Source organism: Mesorhizobium sp. M0816 (assembly GCF_040320005.1).
In the GTDB taxonomy this organism is placed as follows: Bacteria; Pseudomonadota; Alphaproteobacteria; order Rhizobiales; family Rhizobiaceae; genus Mesorhizobium.
The window spans coordinates 1-19,917 of sequence record NZ_JAMYOT010000021.1; the positions used below are offsets into that span (position 1 = coordinate 1).

The 19,917-nt window shown below is 61.7% G+C and carries 20 protein-coding genes and 1 tRNA gene; 11 read left to right on the plus strand and 10 right to left on the minus strand.

What is annotated here, in order from left to right:
• On the plus strand, positions 1-1,643 hold a 1,643-nt coding region (locus tag NKI17_RS26375; protein WP_352907007.1), incomplete at its 5' end, for an extracellular solute-binding protein.
• Between the two features lie 23 nt (positions 1,644-1,666).
• Positions 1,667-2,344 (plus strand): DsbA family oxidoreductase, encoded by a 678-nt coding sequence (locus tag NKI17_RS26380; protein WP_352456761.1) that lies wholly within the window; start codon positions 1,667-1,669, stop codon positions 2,342-2,344.
• A gap of 6 nt (positions 2,345-2,350) precedes the next feature.
• On the opposite strand, the gene NKI17_RS26385 is transcribed toward NKI17_RS26380, so the two are convergent.
• On the minus strand, positions 2,351-2,785 hold the full coding sequence (locus NKI17_RS26385; RefSeq protein WP_352456760.1) for a hypothetical protein: 435 nt from the start codon (positions 2,783-2,785) through the stop codon (positions 2,351-2,353).
• Between the two features lie 629 nt (positions 2,786-3,414).
• Between NKI17_RS26385 and NKI17_RS26390 the strand changes: the two genes are divergently transcribed.
• Both NKI17_RS26390 and mgtE read left to right on the plus strand, forming a co-directional pair.
• Positions 3,415-5,304, plus strand: a complete 1,890-nt coding sequence (locus NKI17_RS26390) for an ABC transporter ATP-binding protein/permease (protein WP_352568631.1) — start codon at positions 3,415-3,417, stop codon at positions 5,302-5,304.
• 271 nt (positions 5,305-5,575) lie between these two features.
• Entirely contained in the window at positions 5,576-6,940 is a 1,365-nt protein-coding gene (gene mgtE, locus NKI17_RS26395; protein ID WP_352568632.1) for a magnesium transporter, read from the plus strand.
• Between the two features lie 57 nt (positions 6,941-6,997).
• Here mgtE and gor read toward each other — a convergent pair whose 3' ends face one another.
• From gor to rpiA, 3 genes are all read right to left on the minus strand, one after another.
• Complete coding sequence (gor, locus tag NKI17_RS26400; RefSeq protein WP_352568633.1) at positions 6,998-8,386, minus strand: glutathione-disulfide reductase; 1,389 nt, start codon at positions 8,384-8,386, stop codon at positions 6,998-7,000.
• A gap of 117 nt (positions 8,387-8,503) precedes the next feature.
• The gene (locus NKI17_RS26405; RefSeq protein ID WP_352568635.1) at positions 8,504-9,082 is read right to left on the minus strand and encodes a DUF2059 domain-containing protein; all 579 of its coding nucleotides are present in this window, start codon (positions 9,080-9,082) and stop codon (positions 8,504-8,506) included.
• A complete protein-coding gene (gene rpiA / locus NKI17_RS26410; RefSeq protein ID WP_352456755.1) occupies positions 9,069-9,800 on the minus strand; it encodes a ribose-5-phosphate isomerase RpiA in 732 nt (243 codons plus the stop codon). The genes NKI17_RS26405 and rpiA overlap by 14 nt, the downstream gene beginning before the upstream one ends.
• A gap of 144 nt (positions 9,801-9,944) precedes the next feature.
• Here rpiA and NKI17_RS26415 point away from each other — a divergent pair, with 144 nt between their 5' ends.
• Complete coding sequence (locus NKI17_RS26415; protein WP_352568636.1) at positions 9,945-10,628, plus strand: phosphoglycolate phosphatase; 684 nt, start codon at positions 9,945-9,947, stop codon at positions 10,626-10,628.
• Between the two features lie 100 nt (positions 10,629-10,728).
• A tRNA-Val gene (locus NKI17_RS26420) sits at positions 10,729-10,803 on the plus strand.
• 277 nt (positions 10,804-11,080) lie between these two features.
• Here the strand turns inward: NKI17_RS26420 and NKI17_RS26425 are convergent.
• Positions 11,081-11,746, minus strand: a complete 666-nt coding sequence (locus NKI17_RS26425) for a hypothetical protein (protein ID WP_156948025.1) — start codon at positions 11,744-11,746, stop codon at positions 11,081-11,083.
• 643 nt (positions 11,747-12,389) lie between these two features.
• On the opposite strand from NKI17_RS26425, the gene NKI17_RS26430 reads away from it, so the two are divergent.
• Positions 12,390-12,641: a PepSY domain-containing protein gene (locus NKI17_RS26430; protein ID WP_023675031.1), complete on the plus strand. Its 252-nt coding sequence runs from the start codon at positions 12,390-12,392 to the stop codon at positions 12,639-12,641.
• Positions 12,642-12,766: 125 nt separating this feature from the next.
• The gene (locus NKI17_RS26435; protein WP_352568637.1) at positions 12,767-13,243 is read left to right on the plus strand and encodes a hypothetical protein; all 477 of its coding nucleotides are present in this window, start codon (positions 12,767-12,769) and stop codon (positions 13,241-13,243) included.
• Between the two features lie 11 nt (positions 13,244-13,254).
• Here NKI17_RS26435 and NKI17_RS26440 read toward each other — a convergent pair whose 3' ends face one another.
• Positions 13,255-15,159, minus strand: a complete 1,905-nt coding sequence (locus NKI17_RS26440) for a L,D-transpeptidase family protein (RefSeq protein WP_352568638.1) — start codon at positions 15,157-15,159, stop codon at positions 13,255-13,257.
• 220 nt (positions 15,160-15,379) lie between these two features.
• The gene (locus NKI17_RS26445) at positions 15,380-16,126 is read right to left on the minus strand and encodes a 3-oxoacyl-ACP reductase family protein (RefSeq protein WP_352568639.1); all 747 of its coding nucleotides are present in this window, start codon (positions 16,124-16,126) and stop codon (positions 15,380-15,382) included.
• 98 nt (positions 16,127-16,224) lie between these two features.
• Here NKI17_RS26445 and NKI17_RS26450 point away from each other — a divergent pair, with 98 nt between their 5' ends.
• Entirely contained in the window at positions 16,225-16,839 is a 615-nt protein-coding gene (locus tag NKI17_RS26450; RefSeq protein WP_352568640.1) for a TetR/AcrR family transcriptional regulator, read from the plus strand.
• Positions 16,840-16,873: 34 nt separating this feature from the next.
• Here the strand turns inward: NKI17_RS26450 and NKI17_RS26455 are convergent, their stop codons facing one another.
• A complete protein-coding gene (locus NKI17_RS26455; RefSeq protein ID WP_352568641.1) occupies positions 16,874-17,782 on the minus strand; it encodes an alpha/beta hydrolase in 909 nt (302 codons plus the stop codon).
• A gap of 47 nt (positions 17,783-17,829) precedes the next feature.
• Here NKI17_RS26455 and NKI17_RS26460 point away from each other — a divergent pair, with 47 nt between their 5' ends.
• Positions 17,830-18,282 carry a MarR family winged helix-turn-helix transcriptional regulator gene (locus tag NKI17_RS26460; RefSeq protein ID WP_352456748.1) on the plus strand — a complete coding sequence of 151 codons (453 nt, stop codon included), beginning with the start codon at positions 17,830-17,832 and terminating at the stop codon, positions 18,280-18,282.
• Positions 18,283-18,309: 27 nt separating this feature from the next.
• On the opposite strand, the gene NKI17_RS26465 is transcribed toward NKI17_RS26460, so the two are convergent.
• Positions 18,310-18,921 (minus strand): pyridoxamine 5'-phosphate oxidase family protein, encoded by a 612-nt coding sequence (locus tag NKI17_RS26465; protein ID WP_023675024.1) that lies wholly within the window; start codon positions 18,919-18,921, stop codon positions 18,310-18,312.
• Between the two features lie 159 nt (positions 18,922-19,080).
• Here NKI17_RS26465 and NKI17_RS26470 point away from each other — a divergent pair, with 159 nt between their 5' ends.
• Positions 19,081-19,509 (plus strand): nuclear transport factor 2 family protein, encoded by a 429-nt coding sequence (locus tag NKI17_RS26470; RefSeq protein WP_352698893.1) that lies wholly within the window; start codon positions 19,081-19,083, stop codon positions 19,507-19,509.
• A gap of 24 nt (positions 19,510-19,533) precedes the next feature.
• Here NKI17_RS26470 and NKI17_RS26475 read toward each other — a convergent pair whose 3' ends face one another.
• On the minus strand, positions 19,534-19,887 hold the full coding sequence (locus NKI17_RS26475; RefSeq protein ID WP_352456745.1) for a gamma-butyrobetaine hydroxylase family protein: 354 nt from the start codon (positions 19,885-19,887) through the stop codon (positions 19,534-19,536).
• Positions 19,888-19,917: the final 30 nt, after the last annotated feature.

Sequence of the window (19,917 nt, forward strand, 5' to 3'; positions counted from 1 at the left end):
ATTGCGTCGTCGGCAGCTTCGACAATCTCAATCCGTTCATCCTGAGAAGCCTGCGCACCACCGCGCGCGGCATGATGGATCAAGCCTTTGGCAATCTTGTCTTCGAGCCGTTGATGCAGCGCAACTACGACGAGGCCTTCAGTCTCTACGGCCTGCTCGCCGATACCGCCGACATGGACCCCGAGCGCAAGAGCATCGAATTCCATCTCGATCCCAGGGCCAAATGGTCGGACGGCGAGCCGGTGACGCCGGAAGACGTGTTGTTCACCTATGACGTCTTCACCGAGAAGGGCCGGCCACCTTACAGCCAGCGAATGAAAGCGATTGCCAAGCTCGAAAAGACCGGCGAGCGCAGTGTGCGCTTCACCTTCAACGAAAAGGCGGACCGCGAATTTCCCCTGATCATTGCGCTGACGCCGATCATTCCGAAACACGCGTTCAACAAGGACACCTTCGACAGGACGACGCTAAAGCCGGTGATCGGCAGCGGGCCTTACAAGGTGGCGCAAGTCGTGCCCGGTCAGCGCATCGTGTTCAAGCGCAATCCGGACTATTGGGGCAAGGACGTGCCGTCCAAGCGCGGCTTCGACAATTACGACCAGATCACCATCGAATATTTCCTCAACGCCAACGCCAAGCAGGAAGCGTTCAAGAAAGGCATCTGCGCCATCGACGACGACAGCGACCCGGTCAAACGCGAGCGCGATCTCGACTTTCCTGCTTTCCACAGGGGCGAAATCATCGCCGAAACTTTCGATACCGGCATTCCGCCGGTGGTCAACGGTTTCCTGTTCAACACGCGGCTGCCGAAATTTTCCAATCCGGTCGTGCGGCGCGCGCTCGGCATGCTCTACGATTTCGAATGGGCCAACAAGAATCTGTTCGGTGGCAAATACACGCGCACGATGAGCTTTTGGCAGAATTCCGAGCTGTCCGCGCTCGGCCACCCGGCCAGCGAAAAGGAAAAGGCCCTGCTGGCCCCCTACCCCGGCCGCGTGCCCGCAGATGTCATGGACGGCACCTACAGGCCGCCCGTTACCGACGGCTCCGGCCAGGACCGCAAGGTGCTGAAGGCGGCATTCGAGCTGCTGAAGAGCGCGGGCTATACGGTGCAGGACGGCGCGATGCTCGATCCCGAGGGAAAGCCGTTCGGTTTCGAGATCCTGACCGCCTCGCAAGACGAAGAGCGACTTGCCGCTATCTATCAGCGCACCCTTGAGAAGCTCGGCATCGATGTCGGCATCCGCAGCCTCGACGGTGATCAGATCCAGTCGCGCAAGCAGCGTTTCGATTTCGAGGTCCTGGTCGGCTCGACCGGTTTCAACAACTCGCTGTCGCCCGGTATCGAGCAAACCGGGCGCTGGGGATCCGCTGCCGCCAAGGCCGAAGGATCGTTCAACCTCGCCGGCGTCGCCGATCCGGCGGTGGATGCGGCGATCGAGGCGATGCTGAGAGCTCGTTCGAAGGAGGACTCCGTCGCCGCCGTCCGCGTTCTCGACCGGCTGCTGATCTCCGGCAACTACATGGTGCCGACGCAGCACAACAACCAGCAATGGCTCGCTTATTGGAACTATCTGGAACATCCGCAAAAGACGCCCATATACGGTTATCAGTTGCCGACCTGGTGGCGCAAACCGAAGTGACCTCTTCACAACAGGAGATCAAGATGAACGACGAGAACTCGATTACCGTCGATGTGGTCTCCGACGTCGTGTGCCCCTGGTGCTTTATCGGCCAGAAACGGCTCGACAAGGCGATTGCCGCCGTCGATATCGACGTTCACATACGCTGGCGGCCCTTCCAACTCGACCCAACAATCCCGCCCGAAGGCAAGAACCGCCGCGACTATATGGTGGCGAAATTCGGCAGCGAGCAACGCATCCGCGAAATCCATGCCCGGATCGAACCGCTGGGCGAGGCTGAAGGCATCTCCTTCGCCTTCGACGCCATCAAGGTCGCGCCCAATACGCTGGATGCGCACCGTCTCATTCGCTGGGCCGGGACGGCCGGCGAGGCCATTCAGAACCGGCTGGTGCGTCGGCTGTTCCAGCTGAATTTCGAGGAAGGCGCCAATCTCGGCGATCATGCCGTGCTGATCGAAGCCGCCCGCGAGGCCGGCATGGATGCGTCCGTGGTCGAAACGCTTCTGCCGACCGACGCCGATGTAGAGGCGGTGCGCACCGAAATCGCCACCGCTTCGCGCATGGGCATATCGGGTGTGCCGTGCTTTCTGCTTGAAGGCAAATATGCGGTGATGGGCGCCCAGGACGCCGATACGCTCGCCGATGCACTCCGCCAGGTCGCCGCGGCCAAGGCACGCGGCGAACTGGAAACGGCGAACTGAGTCGGACTATTTCACCGTCACCTTGGCCTTGCTGACGAAAAAGCCATGGCCATGCTTGCCGGTGCAGGTCAATCCCTTGGTGGATGACTGGCAGGAAAACGGGCCCTTACTCCAGCTGGCGCCGTACGCCAGGTTGGCGACGTCGCCGCAGCAGCCTTGCTCGCCCGGATTCTTGATCAGCGTCGCCTGGCCTTTCGGGCCGAGGATGACGGTGACGTAGCTGGGCTCGACGCGCGAACAGCTCAACTCCGGTCCGCCATCCTGCGGCTCGTAGGTGCTGGTGCCGCCGTTCGGCGTGTAGATGCAGCCAATATTGCCGGACGGCGTGTTGAACTCGATCTGTCCCTCGGCGTTTGCGGGAACGGTCTGGCTGCCGGCATATGTTTGCGGCAGCCAGGCAAACATCACGAGCATCGCCACAAACAATGTCCGTGCAAGCATGGCAAACTTCCCCCCGGGTCAAACCTGGATGCGTCCGGCAGGTTCGATCCGAAGCGCGTGTTTGTCAAACGCGGTTTGTGCGCGCTCTTAAAAAGGCACGGGCCAATTGATATTGATCTTCACCCTGGACTGTGTCGGCAAAGTCATTGCTTGGCCGACTACGGCGTCCTGACAAGGCGGCTTCAACCACGAATCATGCGGTCACTTTCTGGCCGCCGACGAGGCCGGACTGGCCGTGAAGGCGATTCAGGCTGTGAAAGATCGACCGCTGGACGGCGCTTCTATGTTCACAAAGCTGTGTGAAGACCTTCCCTTAGGGAAGGTCACTGCTTGCTCCGGCTCAGGCAAGTAACTATTTGAAATTGCGTTGGTATTCCGCCCCTCGAAGCATGACGGCATAGCGCCATGATCATTCATTCTGTTGCTCCACTGCAACGGCCGGCGAGCTAAGCCACCTGCGACTGGTGAAAAGCTAATGGAAAATGATCAATTGGTGTTACTGTCCGTAACAAAAGAAAAATCGTTTGGGCGGGATAGTGATTCGGGTCGATAGACCAACGCGACATTCAATATCGGAAAAATGGCTCCGCGGTGCCGCAAGGCCGTCGCCCCTGACGCCCGTATCGTCGATGCGCAGCTTCTGGGGACTGATGCGGGCCTACTGGTTCTCGGACCGGTGGGTGGAAGCCTGGACGTTGACGCTGGTGATTGCGCTGGTCATCGCCCTGTCCAGCAAGGCTGAGGTCTGGTTTACAGTGGCTGGGGCAGAGCTGGCGACTTCGATCGCTTTTTTCCACGATGCCGCGAATACCACGCCACTCAAGACAGTACTGACCAATGCCGGTTTGCTCGTGCTGCTGGTCGTGCTCAAGGACGCGGGTATTGCAGGCGTTCGCAACCTTGTTTCCAAAACACTGCATCGCAAATGGCGTGGATGGCTGGACAGCCGCTTCAACGAAGCCCTGCTCGACAGCAATCATACCCACTTCCATGCCCAGCATGGGTCTTCCGGGAACGCAGCTCCTGACAATATCGACCAGCGCGTGCAGGAATCCATCAAGGGCATGACCGGTGGGGCCATCGGGCTTGCTACGGGTGTGCTAGGTGTCTTCACCTCGCTCTATTTTGTCGGTGGCGCTTTGCTGGCAAATTCCGTGGAAGTAAAAGGACTGGAGTTCCTCGGCAGCTACGGCAGTGCCGTCCTCGCGCTCCTGGCGGTCGCTATCTACGTGCCGTTCAACACCTGGATCGCAGTCAAACTCGGCGGAATGCTGGAGTGGCTCAACATCAGGATGCAGCAGGCAGAAGGCAACTACCGCAGCGAGTTGATCACGTTGCTCCGCCGCAGTTTTCACGTCGCCGCACTGCAGGGCGAGAATGTGCAGAAGACTGTGCACAGCCAGCGTTATGCCGACATTGACCGCACCTGGGCAAGATTGAACGTCGTCAATACCGGCTACGCCTCGTTCGAGCTGATCTACAATTTCATCGGCGCCAAAATTGTCGCTTTCGGACCTGGGCTAGTGCCCTTCATCCACAACGGCCTCGACCTCAAGGGCTATTTAACCGCCTCCGGACAGGTCGATTCGCTGATCAGCAAGTGTTCGTGGTTCATCCATGTGATGCCGGATCTCGCCACGTTGCGTGCCAACAGCCAGCGCGTCGTCGAATTGGCGCAGGCGATCGAAAACGTCCAGCATCCGCAGGAATTCTATAGCCTGACCGGCCGCTCCGACTTCCGCTACGATCATCAGAACCCGGTCTTCGGCCTGACCATCCAGAAGCTCGAACTGGCGCATCAGGGTGAGGACGCAACGCCCTTCCTGAGTGCCGCGAACTTGCGCTTCCGGCGTGGCGAGTGGACTTTCCTCAAGGGCGAATCCGGTTGCGGCAAGACCTCGCTCGTCAAGGCGATCAACGGCCTGTGGCCTTACGGCCGCGGCACCATCGTCTTCCCGGAAGGGGTCAGGAGTTTCTACGCCGCCCAGGAGGTGAAGCTGCAGCAGGTTTCGTTGAAGCAACTGGTCTGCCTGCCTGGTTCCGAGCATGATTACGCCGACATGCAGGTCGCATCCGCCCTGCACAAGGCCGGCCTCGGCGACTTCATCGAGCATCTGGCTGATGAGAGCCGTGAAGGAAAGATCTGGGATCAGGTTCTCTCGGGTGGGCAGAAACAGAAGCTGGTTGTCGCCCGCATCGTGCTGCAGCAGCCGGGATTGCTGTTCCTCGATGAAGCCACCGGCGCGCTCGACCCCGATGGACGGATCGCCTTCCACCAGGCGATCAAGGACAATTGCCCTGATGCAACTGTGATCTCGATCATGCATGAGGCGACACCGCCGAGATCGCTCGCGGGCACCGAATTCTACCACAGCGTGGTTGCGATCGCCGACGGCGTCGCCACCAAGAAGCCGCTGGTTCCGAGCTTGCCGGTAGAGCTCACCACCATCCTCACGCAGCCGACGCGGCCGGCCGAGGACAAATGGCTGCGCTTTCCCCGCCGGCTGAAGCAGAGATAGCTGCGGCACCATTGCCAGCGTCCAGCCAGCCTGCCACGTAGCCCGATCACAGTCTCGCGATCCAGTCGGTTTGCCGCCGCTTTAACCCGCTCTCGCGATTGACTCGGCAAGGCGCGCTCCTATGTTGCGCCGGCTTGCAGAATCTCAACTCGAACCCGCGAGCAGAAAGGTCACCGCGCCATGCCTGGCGACAGTCACAGTCGAACGCAACCGCCGTCCGCTTGACGTGACCTGACAGGCTCACGTCCTGCCGGACGGCAAGGAGTGAGCCATGAACGAGTTTTCCCCTGTCGCGGGCGGCGATGCCATCGCCATCGCTCGCGTACTTGCCAACGAACACGTCGCCGACATCGTCGAGGCCTTGAACCAGGAGCCCCGCGAGACGGCATCGGAGCTGCTTTGCGAAGTGCCGTTCGGGCGGCTGGTCGAGATCTTCGACCAGCCTGAACTCGACGGCGCATCCGAACTGGTCGAGGCGCTGCCCCGCATCAAGGCAGGCAGACTGCTTGCCGCCATGTCGGTCGACCGCGCCGCCGACATACTGCGCGATCTGAACGAGCCGGCTCGTTCCGAACTGCTTGGTGGCCTGGCGCCACCGCTGCGCGCGACGCTGCTTGCCATTCTCGGCTATCCCGAAGGCAGCGCCGCCTCGCTCATGACGACCGAATATGTCAGCGTGCCGCCGGACTGGAGCGTGGCCCGCACGCTGGATTACATCCGCAAGGTGGAGCGGACGCGCGAAACCGTCTACGCGATCTACATCGTTGATCCGCAAACGCATGTCCTGTTGCGCTCGACCAGCCTGCGTCGACTGATCGCTGGCGGGCCGGATCAGCTGATCATGGCGGTTGCGCCGGATCGTGCGCCTGTCACCGTTTCACCGCTGACCGATAGTGAAAAGGTTGCTCAGTTGATCTCGAAATATGATCTGCTCGCCGTTCCGGTCGTGGACAACGGCAAACTGCTCGGCATCGTTACCATCGACGATATTATCGACACGATGATCGAGGAAACGACGGAGGATGTGCATCGTTTCGGCGGCATGGAGGCTCTCGACGAGCCCTATATGAAGATGGGCTTTCTGGCGATGATCCAGAAACGCGCCGGCTGGCTGTGCGCGCTGTTTGTCAGCGAGATGCTGACCGCAAACGCGATGCAAAGTTACGAGGGCGAGCTGGAAAAGGCGATCGTGCTGACGCTATTTATTCCATTGATCATGAGCTCCGGCGGAAATTCCGGCTCGCAGGCGACCTCGCTCGTCATCCGGGCGCTGGCGCTGCGCGAGATCGGCCTTGGCGACTGGTGGCGGGTGGCATTGCGCGAGCTGCCCACCGGCCTGGTGCTTGGCTCGATTCTTGGCGTGGTCGGCGTCTGCCGCATCGCGCTCTGGCAGTATCTCGGCTTCTACGACTACGGCCCGCACTGGCCGCTGATCGCGATGACGATCGGCGCCACGCTGGTTGGCATCGTCACCTTCGGCTCGCTGTCTGGATCGATGCTGCCGTTCGCCCTGAAGCGCATGGGCTTCGACCCGGCCAGCGCATCGGCCCCGTTCGTCGCCACGCTGGTCGACGTCACCGGGCTGGTGATCTATTTTTCTGTGGCGCTGGTGATCCTGCGCGGAACGCTGCTGTAAGAAAACGCACGCACTTCCATCGCGGCAATTTCGTTGCCGCGATGGGTTGATGTCGCCTCAGACGCGCTCACCATCTCTCACCCGGTAAGTCGGCTTGTACATGGTGACGAGTTCTTCCGCGGCGGTCGGATGCACCGCCATGGTGCGATCGAAATCATCCTTGGTCAGGCCGGCCTTCAGCGGTATGCCGAGAAGCTGCGCCATTTCGCCGGCATCCGGCCCGAGGATGTGGGCGCCGAGGACCTTTTTCGAGGCGCCGTCGACGACCAGCTTCATCAGCATCTTTTCGTCGCGGCCGGAAAGTGTGTGACGCATCGGCCGGAAGGTGGCGCGGTAGATTTCGACATCCGAAAAGCGCTTTGCCGCCTCATCCTCCGACAGGCCGACCGTACCGATCTCGGGCTGCGAAAAGACTGCGGTAGCGATCGTGTCATGGTCGGGCGCCGTCGGCTTGTCCTTGAAGGCGGTCTCGACGAAGCACATCGCCTCGTGGATTGCCACCGGCGTCAATTGCACGCGATGGGTGACGTCACCGATTGCCCAGATGTTGTCGATGTTGGTGCGGGAGTATTCGTCGACGTGGATTGCCCCGGTTTTGGTCATCTCGATGCCGACGCCTTCCAGGCCCATGTTCTCGGTGTTGGGAATGCGGCCGATGGCGAGCATGACCTGGTCGACCGTCAGCACCGTGCCGCCGGTGACAAGCGCGTCGAGCCGGTCGTCAGGCCGCTTCCTGACCCACTCGGACACGGCGTGGCAGAGGATTTTTATCCCCTTCTTTTCCATCGTCTCGTGCAGCATGCGTCTGAGGTCCATGTCGAAACGGCTGAGGATCTCCTTGCCGCGGTAGACCAGCGTCGTGTCGACGCCGAGGCCGTGAAAGATGTTGGCGAATTCGACGGCGATATAGCCGCCGCCCTCGATCATGATTGCCTTCGGCAGTTCCTTGAGGTCGAAGGCCTCGTTGGAAAAGATGCAGTGCTCATGGCCGGGCAATGCCGGATGCGGCGCCGGCCGCCCGCCGGTAGCGATCAGGATCTGGTCGGCGGTAACGGTGCGATCCTCACCAAGAAGATGCACCACATGCCGATCGACCAGGGTGGCGCGCGAATGAAAGACCTCGCCGCCGGCGCCCTGCACGTTCTTCTTGTAGATGGCCTCCAGCCGGCTGATTTCGCGGTCCTTGTTGGCGACCAGCGTCTGCCAGTCGAAACGCGCCTCAGGTACCGTCCAGCCATAACCGGCGGCGTCGGCGAAATGCTCGGGGAATTGCGAGGCGTAGACATAGAGCTTCTTCGGCACGCAGCCACGGATCACGCATGTGCCGCCATAGCGGTATTCCTCGGCAATGCCGACCCGCTTGCCGAGTGCGGCCGCGACGCGCGCCGCCCTCACCCCGCCGGAGCCGCCGCCGATGACGAAAAGATCGTAGTCGTAACCGGCCATGGCTGAACTCCTTGCCCCTCAAACCCCGAGACAGGTAGGCTGCCGACTATCAAAAGAAAAGCCCGGACTTGCCGGGCTTTTGGTCCAGTGGCGGTCAGGCGGCTCGGAAGTCCGCAATCAATTCGGTGTAGCGTCCGCGGGAGCTGCGCCATCGGCCGGAGCGGTACCGTCGGCAGGTGCAGCCGGCGCCTTGGCATTCGCCGCTGCACCCAGGGTCTCGCCGACCTGCTGGGCGAGATCGCGAGCCAGGCCGTTCTGCCAGATCTCGGCAGCCTTCACCAGTTCGCGCGTCACGATCGGGCCGTTGTCGAGCAGCTTCTTGCCGGAATCGGAATTGTAGAAGGCGGCGATTTCATTGAGTTCCTTTTCCGAGAACACCTTTGCATAGGCGAGCGCCGCTTCCTTTTCCAGGTCGGCGCGGCGCGATGCCAAGGCCATCGCCTTCTCGTTGATCGTCTTGGCGATCAGTTCCTGCATGTCCGGGTTCTTCTGGATCAGCTGCTGCTCCAGTGCCGCGGCCGCTTGCGGCAGGATGCTGTCGAACGTATCCGTCGCATGGATCGCCGCGACGGCGGCGCGCGCCGCCTTCAGATGCGCATCGGTGACGTCCTGCGAAGACGCAGGCGACGAAAACGCGAAAACGGCCGAGGCCGCCAGAATGGCAAAAAAGCGGCCAACCCGGTTATGCAACATCATGATCGGTAAAACTCCCTGATTTTCGGGCGGCATGGACGGTTTGGATGCCGTCGCCGCCGGCTATGATGGCCGTTGATGCCAGCCCGATGAAAAGACCATGCTCGACCACGCCCGGAATGGCGTGGAGAGCATTCGAAAGCGCTCTTGTATCCGGAATGCGGCCAAAAGATGCATCGAGGATAAAATGGCCGCCGTCTGTAACAAATGGCTGGCTCCCCGTCATCCTCAATGTAACAGGGCCGGAAAGGCCAAGGTTTGCAGCCGCCGCGCCGACCGCAATTTCGGTGGCGCGCAGGCCAAACCGGTTGACTTCGATGGGCAGCGGAAAACGGCCGATCATCTCGACCATCTTGGAGCTGTCGGCGATGACGATCATGCGGGCGGAGGCCGCCGCGACGATCTTTTCGCGCAGCAGCGCGCCGCCGCCGCCTTTGACCAACGTCAGCGCCGGATCGATCTCGTCGGCGCCGTCGATGGTGAGGTCTAGCTCGGGGGTTTCCTCGAGGGTAGACAGCGGCACACCAAGCTCGGTGCAAAGGACGGCGGTGCGCTCCGAGGTCGGCACGCCGATGACAGTCAGGCCGGTGGCGACCTTGTCGGCGAGCAGCCGCACGAACTCGTCCGCCGTCGTGCCGGTGCCGATGCCGAGCCGCATGCCATCCGTGACATGGGCAAGCGCTGCCCGCGCGGCCTCAACCTTCAATTGCCTCGCATCCATACCGGGTCCCGAGATTTGTTTCGGCGCTCGTAGCATTTTTGCCGGGCTGGTCAAAGGACCTTGCCCGCGGTGGATAAGCCGGCTTGCCTGAACGGGCCGCAGCGGTTATCGCCTGCCGGCAATCAAATCGTCACAGGACAGGCCATGACCCGACCGATCATCGTGTTCGACCTCGACGGGACGCTGATCGACACGGCGCCGGACCTGCTCGACAGTCTCAACCACAGCCTTGCCGCCAGCCAGCTCGCGGCCGTCGACGAAGCCGGCTTCAGGCGCTTCGTTGGCCATGGCGGCCGGGTGATGATCGAGCGCGCCCACGCAGCGCAGCACAGGTCGCTGGCAGTGGAGGAGCACGATCGCCTGCTCAAGCTGTTTCTGGACCATTACACCGTTAACATCCCCGGCAAATCGCGCCCCTATCCCGGCGTCCCCGGGGCGATCGCGCGGTTCGAGGCGGCCGGCTACCTGCTGGCCATCTGCACCAATAAATACGAGGCCAATTCGGTGGCGCTGATCGAGGCGCTCGGCATGACCAGGCATTTCGCGGCGATCTGCGGCCAGGACAGTTTTCCGTTCCGCAAGCCCGACCCGCGCCATCTCACGCAGACCATCGCGCGCGCCGGCGGCGACCCGCATCGTGCGCTGATGGTCGGTGATTCGCAGACCGACATCGACACGGCAAAGGCCGCCGGCATTCCGGTGGTGGCAGTCGATTTCGGCTACACCGACCGCCATGTGCGAGAGTTCGAACCGTCGGCGGTGATCTCGCATTTCGATTCGCTGACGCTTGATCTGGTCCAAGGGCTGATGGCCGCGGCAGAAGGCTGAAGCCGGACCTCAGGCGGCCGCAGATGCCGACCGACAAGTGGTTGACTTCGCAGGCCGGCCTCCCTTATATCGCGGCGCGCTTGGCCTTCGGGCAACGAGCGGGCGATTAGCTCAGCGGGAGAGCACACCCTTCACACGGGTGGGGTCGCAGGTTCAATCCCTGCATCGCCCACCATCTGCTTTCCTGAATCAATTCCAAGTCAGAGCGGCTAGTGGTCAAAATCTGACGCTTGGTGCCGAAGCAGTAGGCCCGCTCTGGGTAAACCTGCCTTTCGCTCCGGCTGCTGAAGCGGCTTTATCGCGCCTACTGCAAGCATATTGCCCATTCGGCAAACTCGCGCGTCGAGGCCGTTTTCAGCGGCGCGAAGCAATCCCCGCCGCCTCGGAGCGGCTGGAGCGCCCGTCGCGGTCATCAAGCGGTCGCTCGCTACGCTCCCGCTACGGACTCGATGTCACCCATTGTGAGGCCGCAGCCCGATCACGGTCCGCGCTAAACCCAACCCGAACCAAAGTGTCCACAGGGACATCACCAGTGATGCCACGACCCAGACGAAGCTGCCCAGGGTGACTCCGAGCCACATGCCCAGGGGCCAACCGAGGAAGGCTCCAATTCCGGCCACGACTGCGATGTACGATGCCCAGACCGGCGTGGCTCGGTGAGTGGTCTGCGCCTCGTTGCCAGCGATCACGGCAACGGCCAACGCCAAAAACATGAAGCCGTTAGCCTTTCCTTCGGAAAATGCCCACCAGGCCTCGAAAGTTGCCGTGTCCCCGGCGGCAGCAGCGGCGGAGACCACTGTGGCCTCGGCCACCGCGGTCGTCATGGTCCAGAGCGCGCCGACAGTCAGCACACCCCAGGCAGACAACGTCCACCACGCCTCGGTGAGGCGCGATCTGGCCGCCAGCACGATCAGACCTGTCAGGACGAACAGTGATAGCGCTACCGCGGAAACCCAATGGATGATCGCCCATCGGACAGGGTCGTCGGTGATGACTCCCATCTGGCGACCCATATCGGGATCGATCGGACCATGGCCGACCAGCGCGCCTGCCAGCAGGATAGAGGCGATCGCAAGCCAAACTCCTGCTACGCGCGTTCCTTCTTCTGTGTTTGCCATAGAGACCTCGCACAGTAATGGTCCCATGTCCCATCTAGCGCCAGATTTCAAACGGTTGCAAGATGGCCAATGATCGGAACGGGTCAACTGACGCCGTAGCATTGCCACGTCTGTACGACCGGAAAGGGTCGGAACAGATAATCCGCATCGGGCACCAAGCGTCAGATTTTTACCACTAGCAGCTGCAGGTCGCCCCCTCGCCGCCAAAATTCTTTGGGCGAAATTCAAGGCGCTGCTGTAGCTCGTATAGCTTTGGAACTGGCAAACGTTGGAGCCGGCCCGCACCTCATCTGCTCGATATCCCAGAACGAAACCTCGATGCGGTCGTCGGCGCAATAGACCGTATAGCGTTCAGGTTCTGGCGCCTCGGCTTTCTGGACAGGCATCGAAATGGCCGGAATGGAAAATATGAAAAGTACAAATATGATGGCATGACGCATTTGCATGTAAAACCCGAATGACCACCGGCACTATTACGGCCGCGATGTTGAGGCGACGCATCATGATTTTAAGCATTCGCCGTGTTCTTTCGGCAGCCATAAGTCAGGCACGGCCGGCGCCTCCTTGTAGCGCAACGGTCCGCTATCCCGGAACAAACCTACATAGAAACGAGTTTCTGCTGATCGAGATGTGAGGGAAAGCCATGTCCAGACTTGTTTTGGCGGCCGCCGTGCTGCTTGTCGGCGGATCGGCCTTTGCCGCGGACGAAAATCCGGTGCCGCCGCAGAATGCCAAGAAGCTGTCGGAAATCATCGCCAAGGTCGAGCAGCGCGACGACTTCCGCTACATCAAGGAAATCGATTGGGACAGCGATGGCTACACCGTCATTTATTACACGAGCGACAAGGCGAAAGTCGAAATCACCTACGATCCGGTGACAGCCGCGCCGAAATAGTCGCTGCCTGCAAAGGTTAGCATTCGAAAAAGGCGCGCCCGGAGGCACCCGGCCTTGGGCATGCACTTGCGCAGATATGACTTTGATGGCTGACTGCGGTGCTATCATTGCGCGCGGGGGTGGGCATGGCGACGGTAAAGCACGTATTGAAGCGCTTTCTGATGATGCTCGCGGGTTATTTCATAGCGGTACTGGTTGGGCTGATCGCGGTGGCGGCGATCTATGGCGGGCTGAGTTCGCTGCCAAATGCGCCGAATTATTTCGACGTCATGGGTGTCACCCCCGTTGCGGTGCTGCTGTTGCCGCCGCTCGGCATGTTCATCTATTTTCTGACGATCGTGCTGACCGGCCTGCAGACGCTGATCTTCGCACTGATTGCCGAGTTTTTCTCGCTGCGCAGTTTTTGGCTGCACATGGTCTTCGGCGCGGCGGCCGCGGTTGGCGGCTTCGCCTTGATCTGGCCCAATGTACCGGATGACACGAACCCGGAGCGCTGGGCCGATATCGGCATCATTGCCGCCGCAGGCGTTGTCGCGGGCCTGGTCTATTGGCTCATCGCCGGACGCGATGCCGGTTTCCGGCGTCCACTGTTTCAGCGCTAGAACCGCATTCGTCAGCTTGCCGGCGAACGCACCGCTTCCGTGCTGTCGAGCGCCTGCTGCAGCCTTGTATCGCGGCCGTAGACGTCGTTGAAGTATTCGACCTTGCCTGACAGGTCCGGCCATGCGGTGAAATAGGCGACATAGACCGGGATATTGCGTGTCACGTCTTCGGTCGAATGGCCGTGTTTCAGTTTGTCCTCGATGTAGTCGACCGAGGTGCCGAGCACGGCAGCGGCCATGCCGCGCGGATCCTGCAAGCGAACGCAGCCATGGCTGAGCGCGCGCATGTCGCGCTGGAAAAACGACTTCTGCGGCGTATCGTGCATGTAGATGGCATGCTTGTTGGGGAACAGTATCTTCAGCTCGCCCAGCGCATTGGCCTCGCTCGGCAGCTGGCGCACGCCGTAGGGTATCTTTGCGCCGTAGGCGCCCCAATTGACCGAGGACGAGGGAATGCGCTTGCCGCGGGCATTGACCACCTCGTAGCCGGCGCGATCGAGATAGCCAGGATCCCGGCGCAGCCGCGGCAGCATCTCGTTGACCAGGATCGACTGCGGCACGCCCCAGTAGGGATGGAAGTCGACCTGCTCTATCTGGTCATAGAAGAAAGCAGTCTGGTTGGTGGGCCTGCCAACCACGGCGCGGGTCTTCAGCTTCTCCTCGCCATCATCGATATAGCTCGCGGTGAAAGCCGGCTGGTTGATGAAGACGCGCGGGCTGCCAAGGTCGGAAGGCAACCAGCGCAACTCTTCGAGCGCAACCCGAACCTTCTGAATTTTGTCGGCCTTGGACGTTCCGGCCAACGATGCAACGGTACGCGGGCCGATGACGCCGTCGCCTTTCATGCCGGCCCGTTTCTGCACCGCCTTGATCACCGGCACCAGCTCCGGATCGTAGACCTCGCTGGTAGCGAGCCTCGCCAGGACCTCGCCATAGGCGCCGCCCATCTCGTCATCGAGATTGCGCGCGATCTTTGTCAAAAGCTTCGGCAGCTCGGGGCTGGTCTGCCCCGGCTTCAACAGCAGATTGGGATCGATGGTGATTTCGTCTTCGGCGCTGGCCTGGAGCGCTTCCAGTTCGACGCGCAGCGCCTGATACTCGGAATTCTGTGGATGCCGTGACTGGAGATAAGTGCGCACTTGCTGGGTATGGGCCAGCGTCTTCAGCACCCCTTCCATGTCGAGCGGCTTCGGCGGAAAATCGTAGTAGCCGGTCATGCGGTTGGGATCGACGCGGCCGCTTTGTGCGTCACGGGCGTAGCGCAGGACACGCGCCGACAGCGCCATCTCGAAGCGGACCAGCTCTTTCAGGCGTTCATCGGCATTGCCCACCGATGTGCCTGCTGCCGGAACTTCGACGGTGTAGTCGGCGGGCGTCAGGCCGTAGCTCGCGGCCTCGCCCAGCACCCGCACCGCATCCTGGGCGCGGCTGCTGGGACTGATTCCCGTCACCCAGATGAAATCCGGATTGGCCGAGTAATAGGCGATCAGCGCCTTGGCGATGTCCTTCTCGGCGTAGAGGTCATAGCCGTCGAGGCCGGCAATGGCTTCGCGGAATGCAGCCCCGGTGGCCGCCGGCTCGAAAGCAGCGTCCTGAGGCGTTGCCGGTTCAGGCGCTGCCGACAGTGCCGAAAAATCGACGCGCACCAGCGGATCGCTCTTGTAGGTATAATAGGACGGGCCGCTGATTTGCGCACCACCACCGCCCCCACCACCGGAAGCGGCCGGCGCCCTGGGCTTCGGCTTGTATTTTGACGGTGGCGGCGGAAAGTTACCTTTCGGCGGTGCGTGTTTGACGCCGCCGCCGAAAAGCATGTCGAAGAACCCTTGCGCTTCAGCCTTCGGCGCCGCGAAGGCCAGCATTGCCGCGGCCAGCGCAAACGGCAGCACGGTTGCTTTGTTTCCAAGGAATTTCATGGATCACCCGCTCCGGTTGAACCGGATCCCGTTCCGCACCGCTTTCACGGTCTCGCCCACCCCATGGCGGATGTAAGGCGTGACTACACTGATTCATACTGATTTCGTTAAGCTTTCATAAATTTCGGAACGTCTGTTGCAGAACGGTTTCACAACGTCGTGACGGGGGGAGCGAATCCGCCGTCGCTCCCGACCAATGGTAGTGCCCGTGAGCCAAACCTCAAGCGTTGGCGCCGCCGTCGATGGTCAATGCCGCGCCTGTCACGAAGCGCCCTTCGGGGCCGGCAAGCCACGCAACCATGCCGGCGATCTCGTCGGCCGTGCCGAAGCGAGGCATCGCCATCTTCTGACGCTGATGCTCGGCGTGCGGGCCGCCTGCCGGATTCATGTCGGTATCCGTCGACCCCGGATGGACGACATTGGCGGTGATGCCGCGCGGACCGAGATCGCGTGCAAAGGCCTTGGTCAGGCCAACCAAGGCAGCCTTGCTGGCCGAATAGGCGCTCAGGCCGGCGTCCGTGGCACGCTCGGCCAGATTGCTGCCGATCGAGATGATCCGGCCACCCTCGCCCATATGCGCTGCTGCCGCCTTGGCGGCGACGAACGGGGCCCTGAGGTTGACCTCCATTGTCTCATCGAAATCGGCAAGCGACAGGACATCGATCGGCGCAGCGCGCCAGACGCCGGCGCTATTGACCAGGATGTCGAGCCGTCCGAAGGCTTTTGCTGCCTCATCGACTGCCGCCTCGATCGCCCCAGCATCGCGATTGTCGGCCTTGATGGCAAAGGCCCGGCCGCCGGCCGCCTCGATTTCCCTGACCACCGCACGCGCCCCTTTCTCGCCATTCACATAGGTGATCGCCACGCCTGCGCCGTCGGCCGCGAGCCTTCTTGCGATCGCCGCACCAATGCCGCGGCTGCCGCCGGTGACGAGGGCGGCCTTGCCGTTCAAGCTTCTGGATGACATCTGCTTCTCCATTTTGTAGTGATTGATACATAAATATCTGCCAGTCTTGCTGAACCACGTCAACGGAATTATGTATCGATCAATACAGAAAGGATGCCATGCCGGAACGAGGCCGCCCCCGCACCTTCGATCGAGCCGCCGCCTTGCGGCGCGCAATGGAAGTGTTTTGGGCCAAGGGTTATGAGGGCGCGTCGATAAGCGACCTGACCGCTGCAATGTGCATCAACTCACCCAGCCTCTATGCCGCCTTCGGCAGCAAGGAAGCGCTGTTTCTCGAGGCAACCGAGCTTTACACGCGGGTCGAGGGAACCGAGATCTGGTCCGCGCTGGAAAAGGCGCCGACCGCGCGTCAGGCGGTCGAGCGGTTCCTGCGGCAGACGGCCAGGGCCTATTCACAGACCGGTCGCCCGCAAGGCTGCCTGATCGCGCTCGGCGCATTGCACCAGGACTCAAGCCGCGGCGCCATCTGCGATGATCTGCGCCGTCGCCGCGCCGAAAACCGCGAAGCCTTGCTGAGACGCCTTGAGCGTGGCGTGGCCGAGGGAGAGTTGCCGGCCGATTTCGACTGCGGTACGGCCGCGACCTTCTACGCGACCGTGCAGCACGGCATGTCGATCCAGGCGCGCGACGGCGCGTCGCGCTCGGCTCTTCTGGCGACGGTGGACGGGGCAATGGCGGCTTGGATAGCGATGGCCAGCACCGGGGCGGCATGACGGTCGAAACCGGCTGACAAGAACGATATTCAGGTCACTGCAGAGACGGCTCCAGCCTGCCGGCAACGAAGCCAACGGCACGCTCCACCACACCCCTGTCGGCGAGAATGCGGCGGTGGCCGAGCCCGTCGGCCCAGTAAAGCCGCACATGGTCTCCGGCGCGCGTGTAGAGCCTTGCATGCTCGGCGGACACTTCGCGGTCGTCCGGCGCGTGGATCACCAGCGTCGGCAGCGGCGTGCTTGCGAGCTGGCGGTCACCGGTGAACTCGTGCAACGGCCGGCCGGCGATGCGCTCGACCCGGTCGGCCATGGCGGCCTGCGAGCGCGAGCCGACATTCAGCATGCGGCTGAAATCAGCGAAGATCGCCGGCAGCGAGCTCGGCGCGGCGATAAGCACCAGCCGCCCGGCCGCCAATCGCGGGATGTTCCTGATCGAACCGGCGACGGCGTTGGCGGCAACGGCACCACCGAAGGAATGGCCGACAATGGCCGCGAACGGGCCGAACCATTCGCCGGCAACCCGTGCCGCATCGACCGCACTGACCAGGGTAAGCCGGCGGCCCTGCGACTGGCCGTGGCCCGGCAGATCGAGCGAGACCACCTTGTAGCCGGCATCGCGATAGGCTTCGATCAGCGCGCGCATGTATTCGGTGCGCGAACGCCAACCATGGATGACGAGCACGGTGCCGGCAGTCGCCCTGCCCGGCTCGGGCCGGAATTCATGCACCATGACGCAGCCGGTTCTGGTCTTTAGCCGGTGATGGCGTGCCTGGGTCATGAAATCGGCGGCGCGATCGATTGCGCGGCGCTCGCCTTCGCTCAAGCTCTTCTCGTGCGGCGTGCGGCAGAACAGCTCGAATGCAGCACGCCCGGTGAGTCGCGGTGCCACATGCTCAGCCACGCCGAACGTGCCGCGGATGACCTTCAGTCCAAATGATGCCATAGTGGCGATCCATTCATTGGTTCAAGCATGAACATAATAGTTCAAACATGAACATTAAGCAAGACCTGCCCTGGGACAACCCGCGTTTTCGCAACTGGGTCGCGGTGGCGCGCGCCTGCCATGTGGTGGAACGCACCCTGGCGGTGAAGCTTGCGCCGCTCGACCTGAAGCCGGCGCAGCTCGACGTGCTGATGAACCTCTACCGTCATCCCGGCATGTCGCAGCACGACCTTGCTCGTCGGCTGCTGGTCGGCCGCTCCAACATCACCATGCTTTTGCCTCAGCTGGAGACCCGTGGCCTGCTGCGCCGCGAGGGCGACGAGAAGGACAAGCGCGTGCTGAGGCTGACGTTGACAGAGGCCGGCGAGGCACTGCTGATGCAGGCGCTGAAGGTCCATATGGCGCTGATCGAGAAGGCGATGAGCCAGTCGACGCCGGAACAATGTGACATGATCGGCGAACAGATGCGTAGGGTTGCCGAGGTTTTGAAGACCGCCTGACAGCCCAGTGCTCCACCACCAAATGCTTCACCACATCGATTTTTTCGCGCGCTCGGGCCATTCCTTGTCGTAGACTTCGCCGTCAATGTTCTTGCGGCTGGTGATTTCCAGGATTTGGCCGGGAGTCGGCAGCGATCTCGGGTCGACATGCCTTGCCGGATTCCACAGTTCCGATCGGTGGATGGCGCGGGCGCACTGGAAATAAACCGCATCGATCTCGATGATCGTCACCGAGCGCGCCGGCTTGCCCTCGACGGCGAACGAGGCGCAGAGCCCGGTATCGGTGGTGATGTGGGCGCGGCCATTGACGCGCAGCGTCGTGCCGGAACCCGGCACCAGGAACAGGAGCGCGACGCGCGGATCGCGAAGGATGTTCCTTAGCGAATCGGCACGGTTGTTGCCGCGCCGGTCCGGCATCATCAGCGTTTTCGGATCGTGGATGCGGACGAAGCCGGCGAGATCGCCGCGCGGCGAGCAGTCCAGCCCTTCTGGCCCGCAGGTTGCGAGCGCGGCAAACGGCGAAGCCTCGATGATAGCTGCGTATTCGCGAATCAGCTGGTCGAGTTCCTTGACCACCGACGCCTCGCCGGGCAGGCCATAGAGCGCTTCAAGCTGTTCGATGCTGGTGATCATGGACATGGTTTCGTCTCCAAAGCTTTGCCGGCGCTACTCCAGATGGATGACGTTTTCACGACAAGTGCCCGTTTGCCGGTCATCAGGAAACGGGTGTCGAGGCAACGCAAACAAGGGCAAACCGCTTTACCTGCATGATCGTGCCAACGGATACGGAGGTCAAAAATGGATAAACCGCTCGACCGGCGACGCACCGCCATGGAACTTATTGAAAACATGTTCAATGTTGAAATGCGTTTCCTGCAATCAGGCTCGGAGAGCCTCGATGTGCTTGCCGGCGCATTTCATGCCGACATTGTCGTGCATGAGCCGCGCTCCCTGCCCTATGCCGGTGACTGGAACGGCCTCGACGGCGTTGGCGCCCTTTTCCGCAAAATGCGGGAAATCTGGAGCGACGTGGCGGTGGAGGACCTTCAGGTCGCCCAAAACGATGACACGGTGTTCATGAGCTGCTCGCTTTCGCTGACATCGCGGGCCAATGGTGCAACCATCAAACAGCCGTTTGCCGAAGTCTTGCGCTTCAAGGATGACCGGCTGATCGAAGGCACGCCGTTTTATTACGACACCAGCGAGATACTGGCGATCTTGCGTTGACCTGAGAGTCCTGCGGGATGCATTTCAACGGTCGCGGCTCAGCCCCTTCTCTTCCAGTTCGGCGAGATAGGCGGCCCAGCGTGCATCCTTCTCATGACCCAGCGTATGCAGGTAGTTCCAGGTGAAGATACCGGTGTCGTGGAAATCGTCGAAGGTGATGCGCACGGCATAGTTGCCGACCGGCTCGATCTTCAGAATCGCTACATTGCGCTTGCCGGGAACGGTGACGCGCTGTTCGGGCGAATGGCCCTGCACCTCGGCCGATGGCGAGGCGACGCGCAGCAGCTCGGCCGACAATTCGAACGGCTGATGGCCCGGAAAGGTGACGGAAAGCAGCTTGCGGTCCTTCGAGACCCTAAGTTCTTTTGGCGCTGTCATGGTGGTGGATCCTGCGGAGAACTGCCCTTC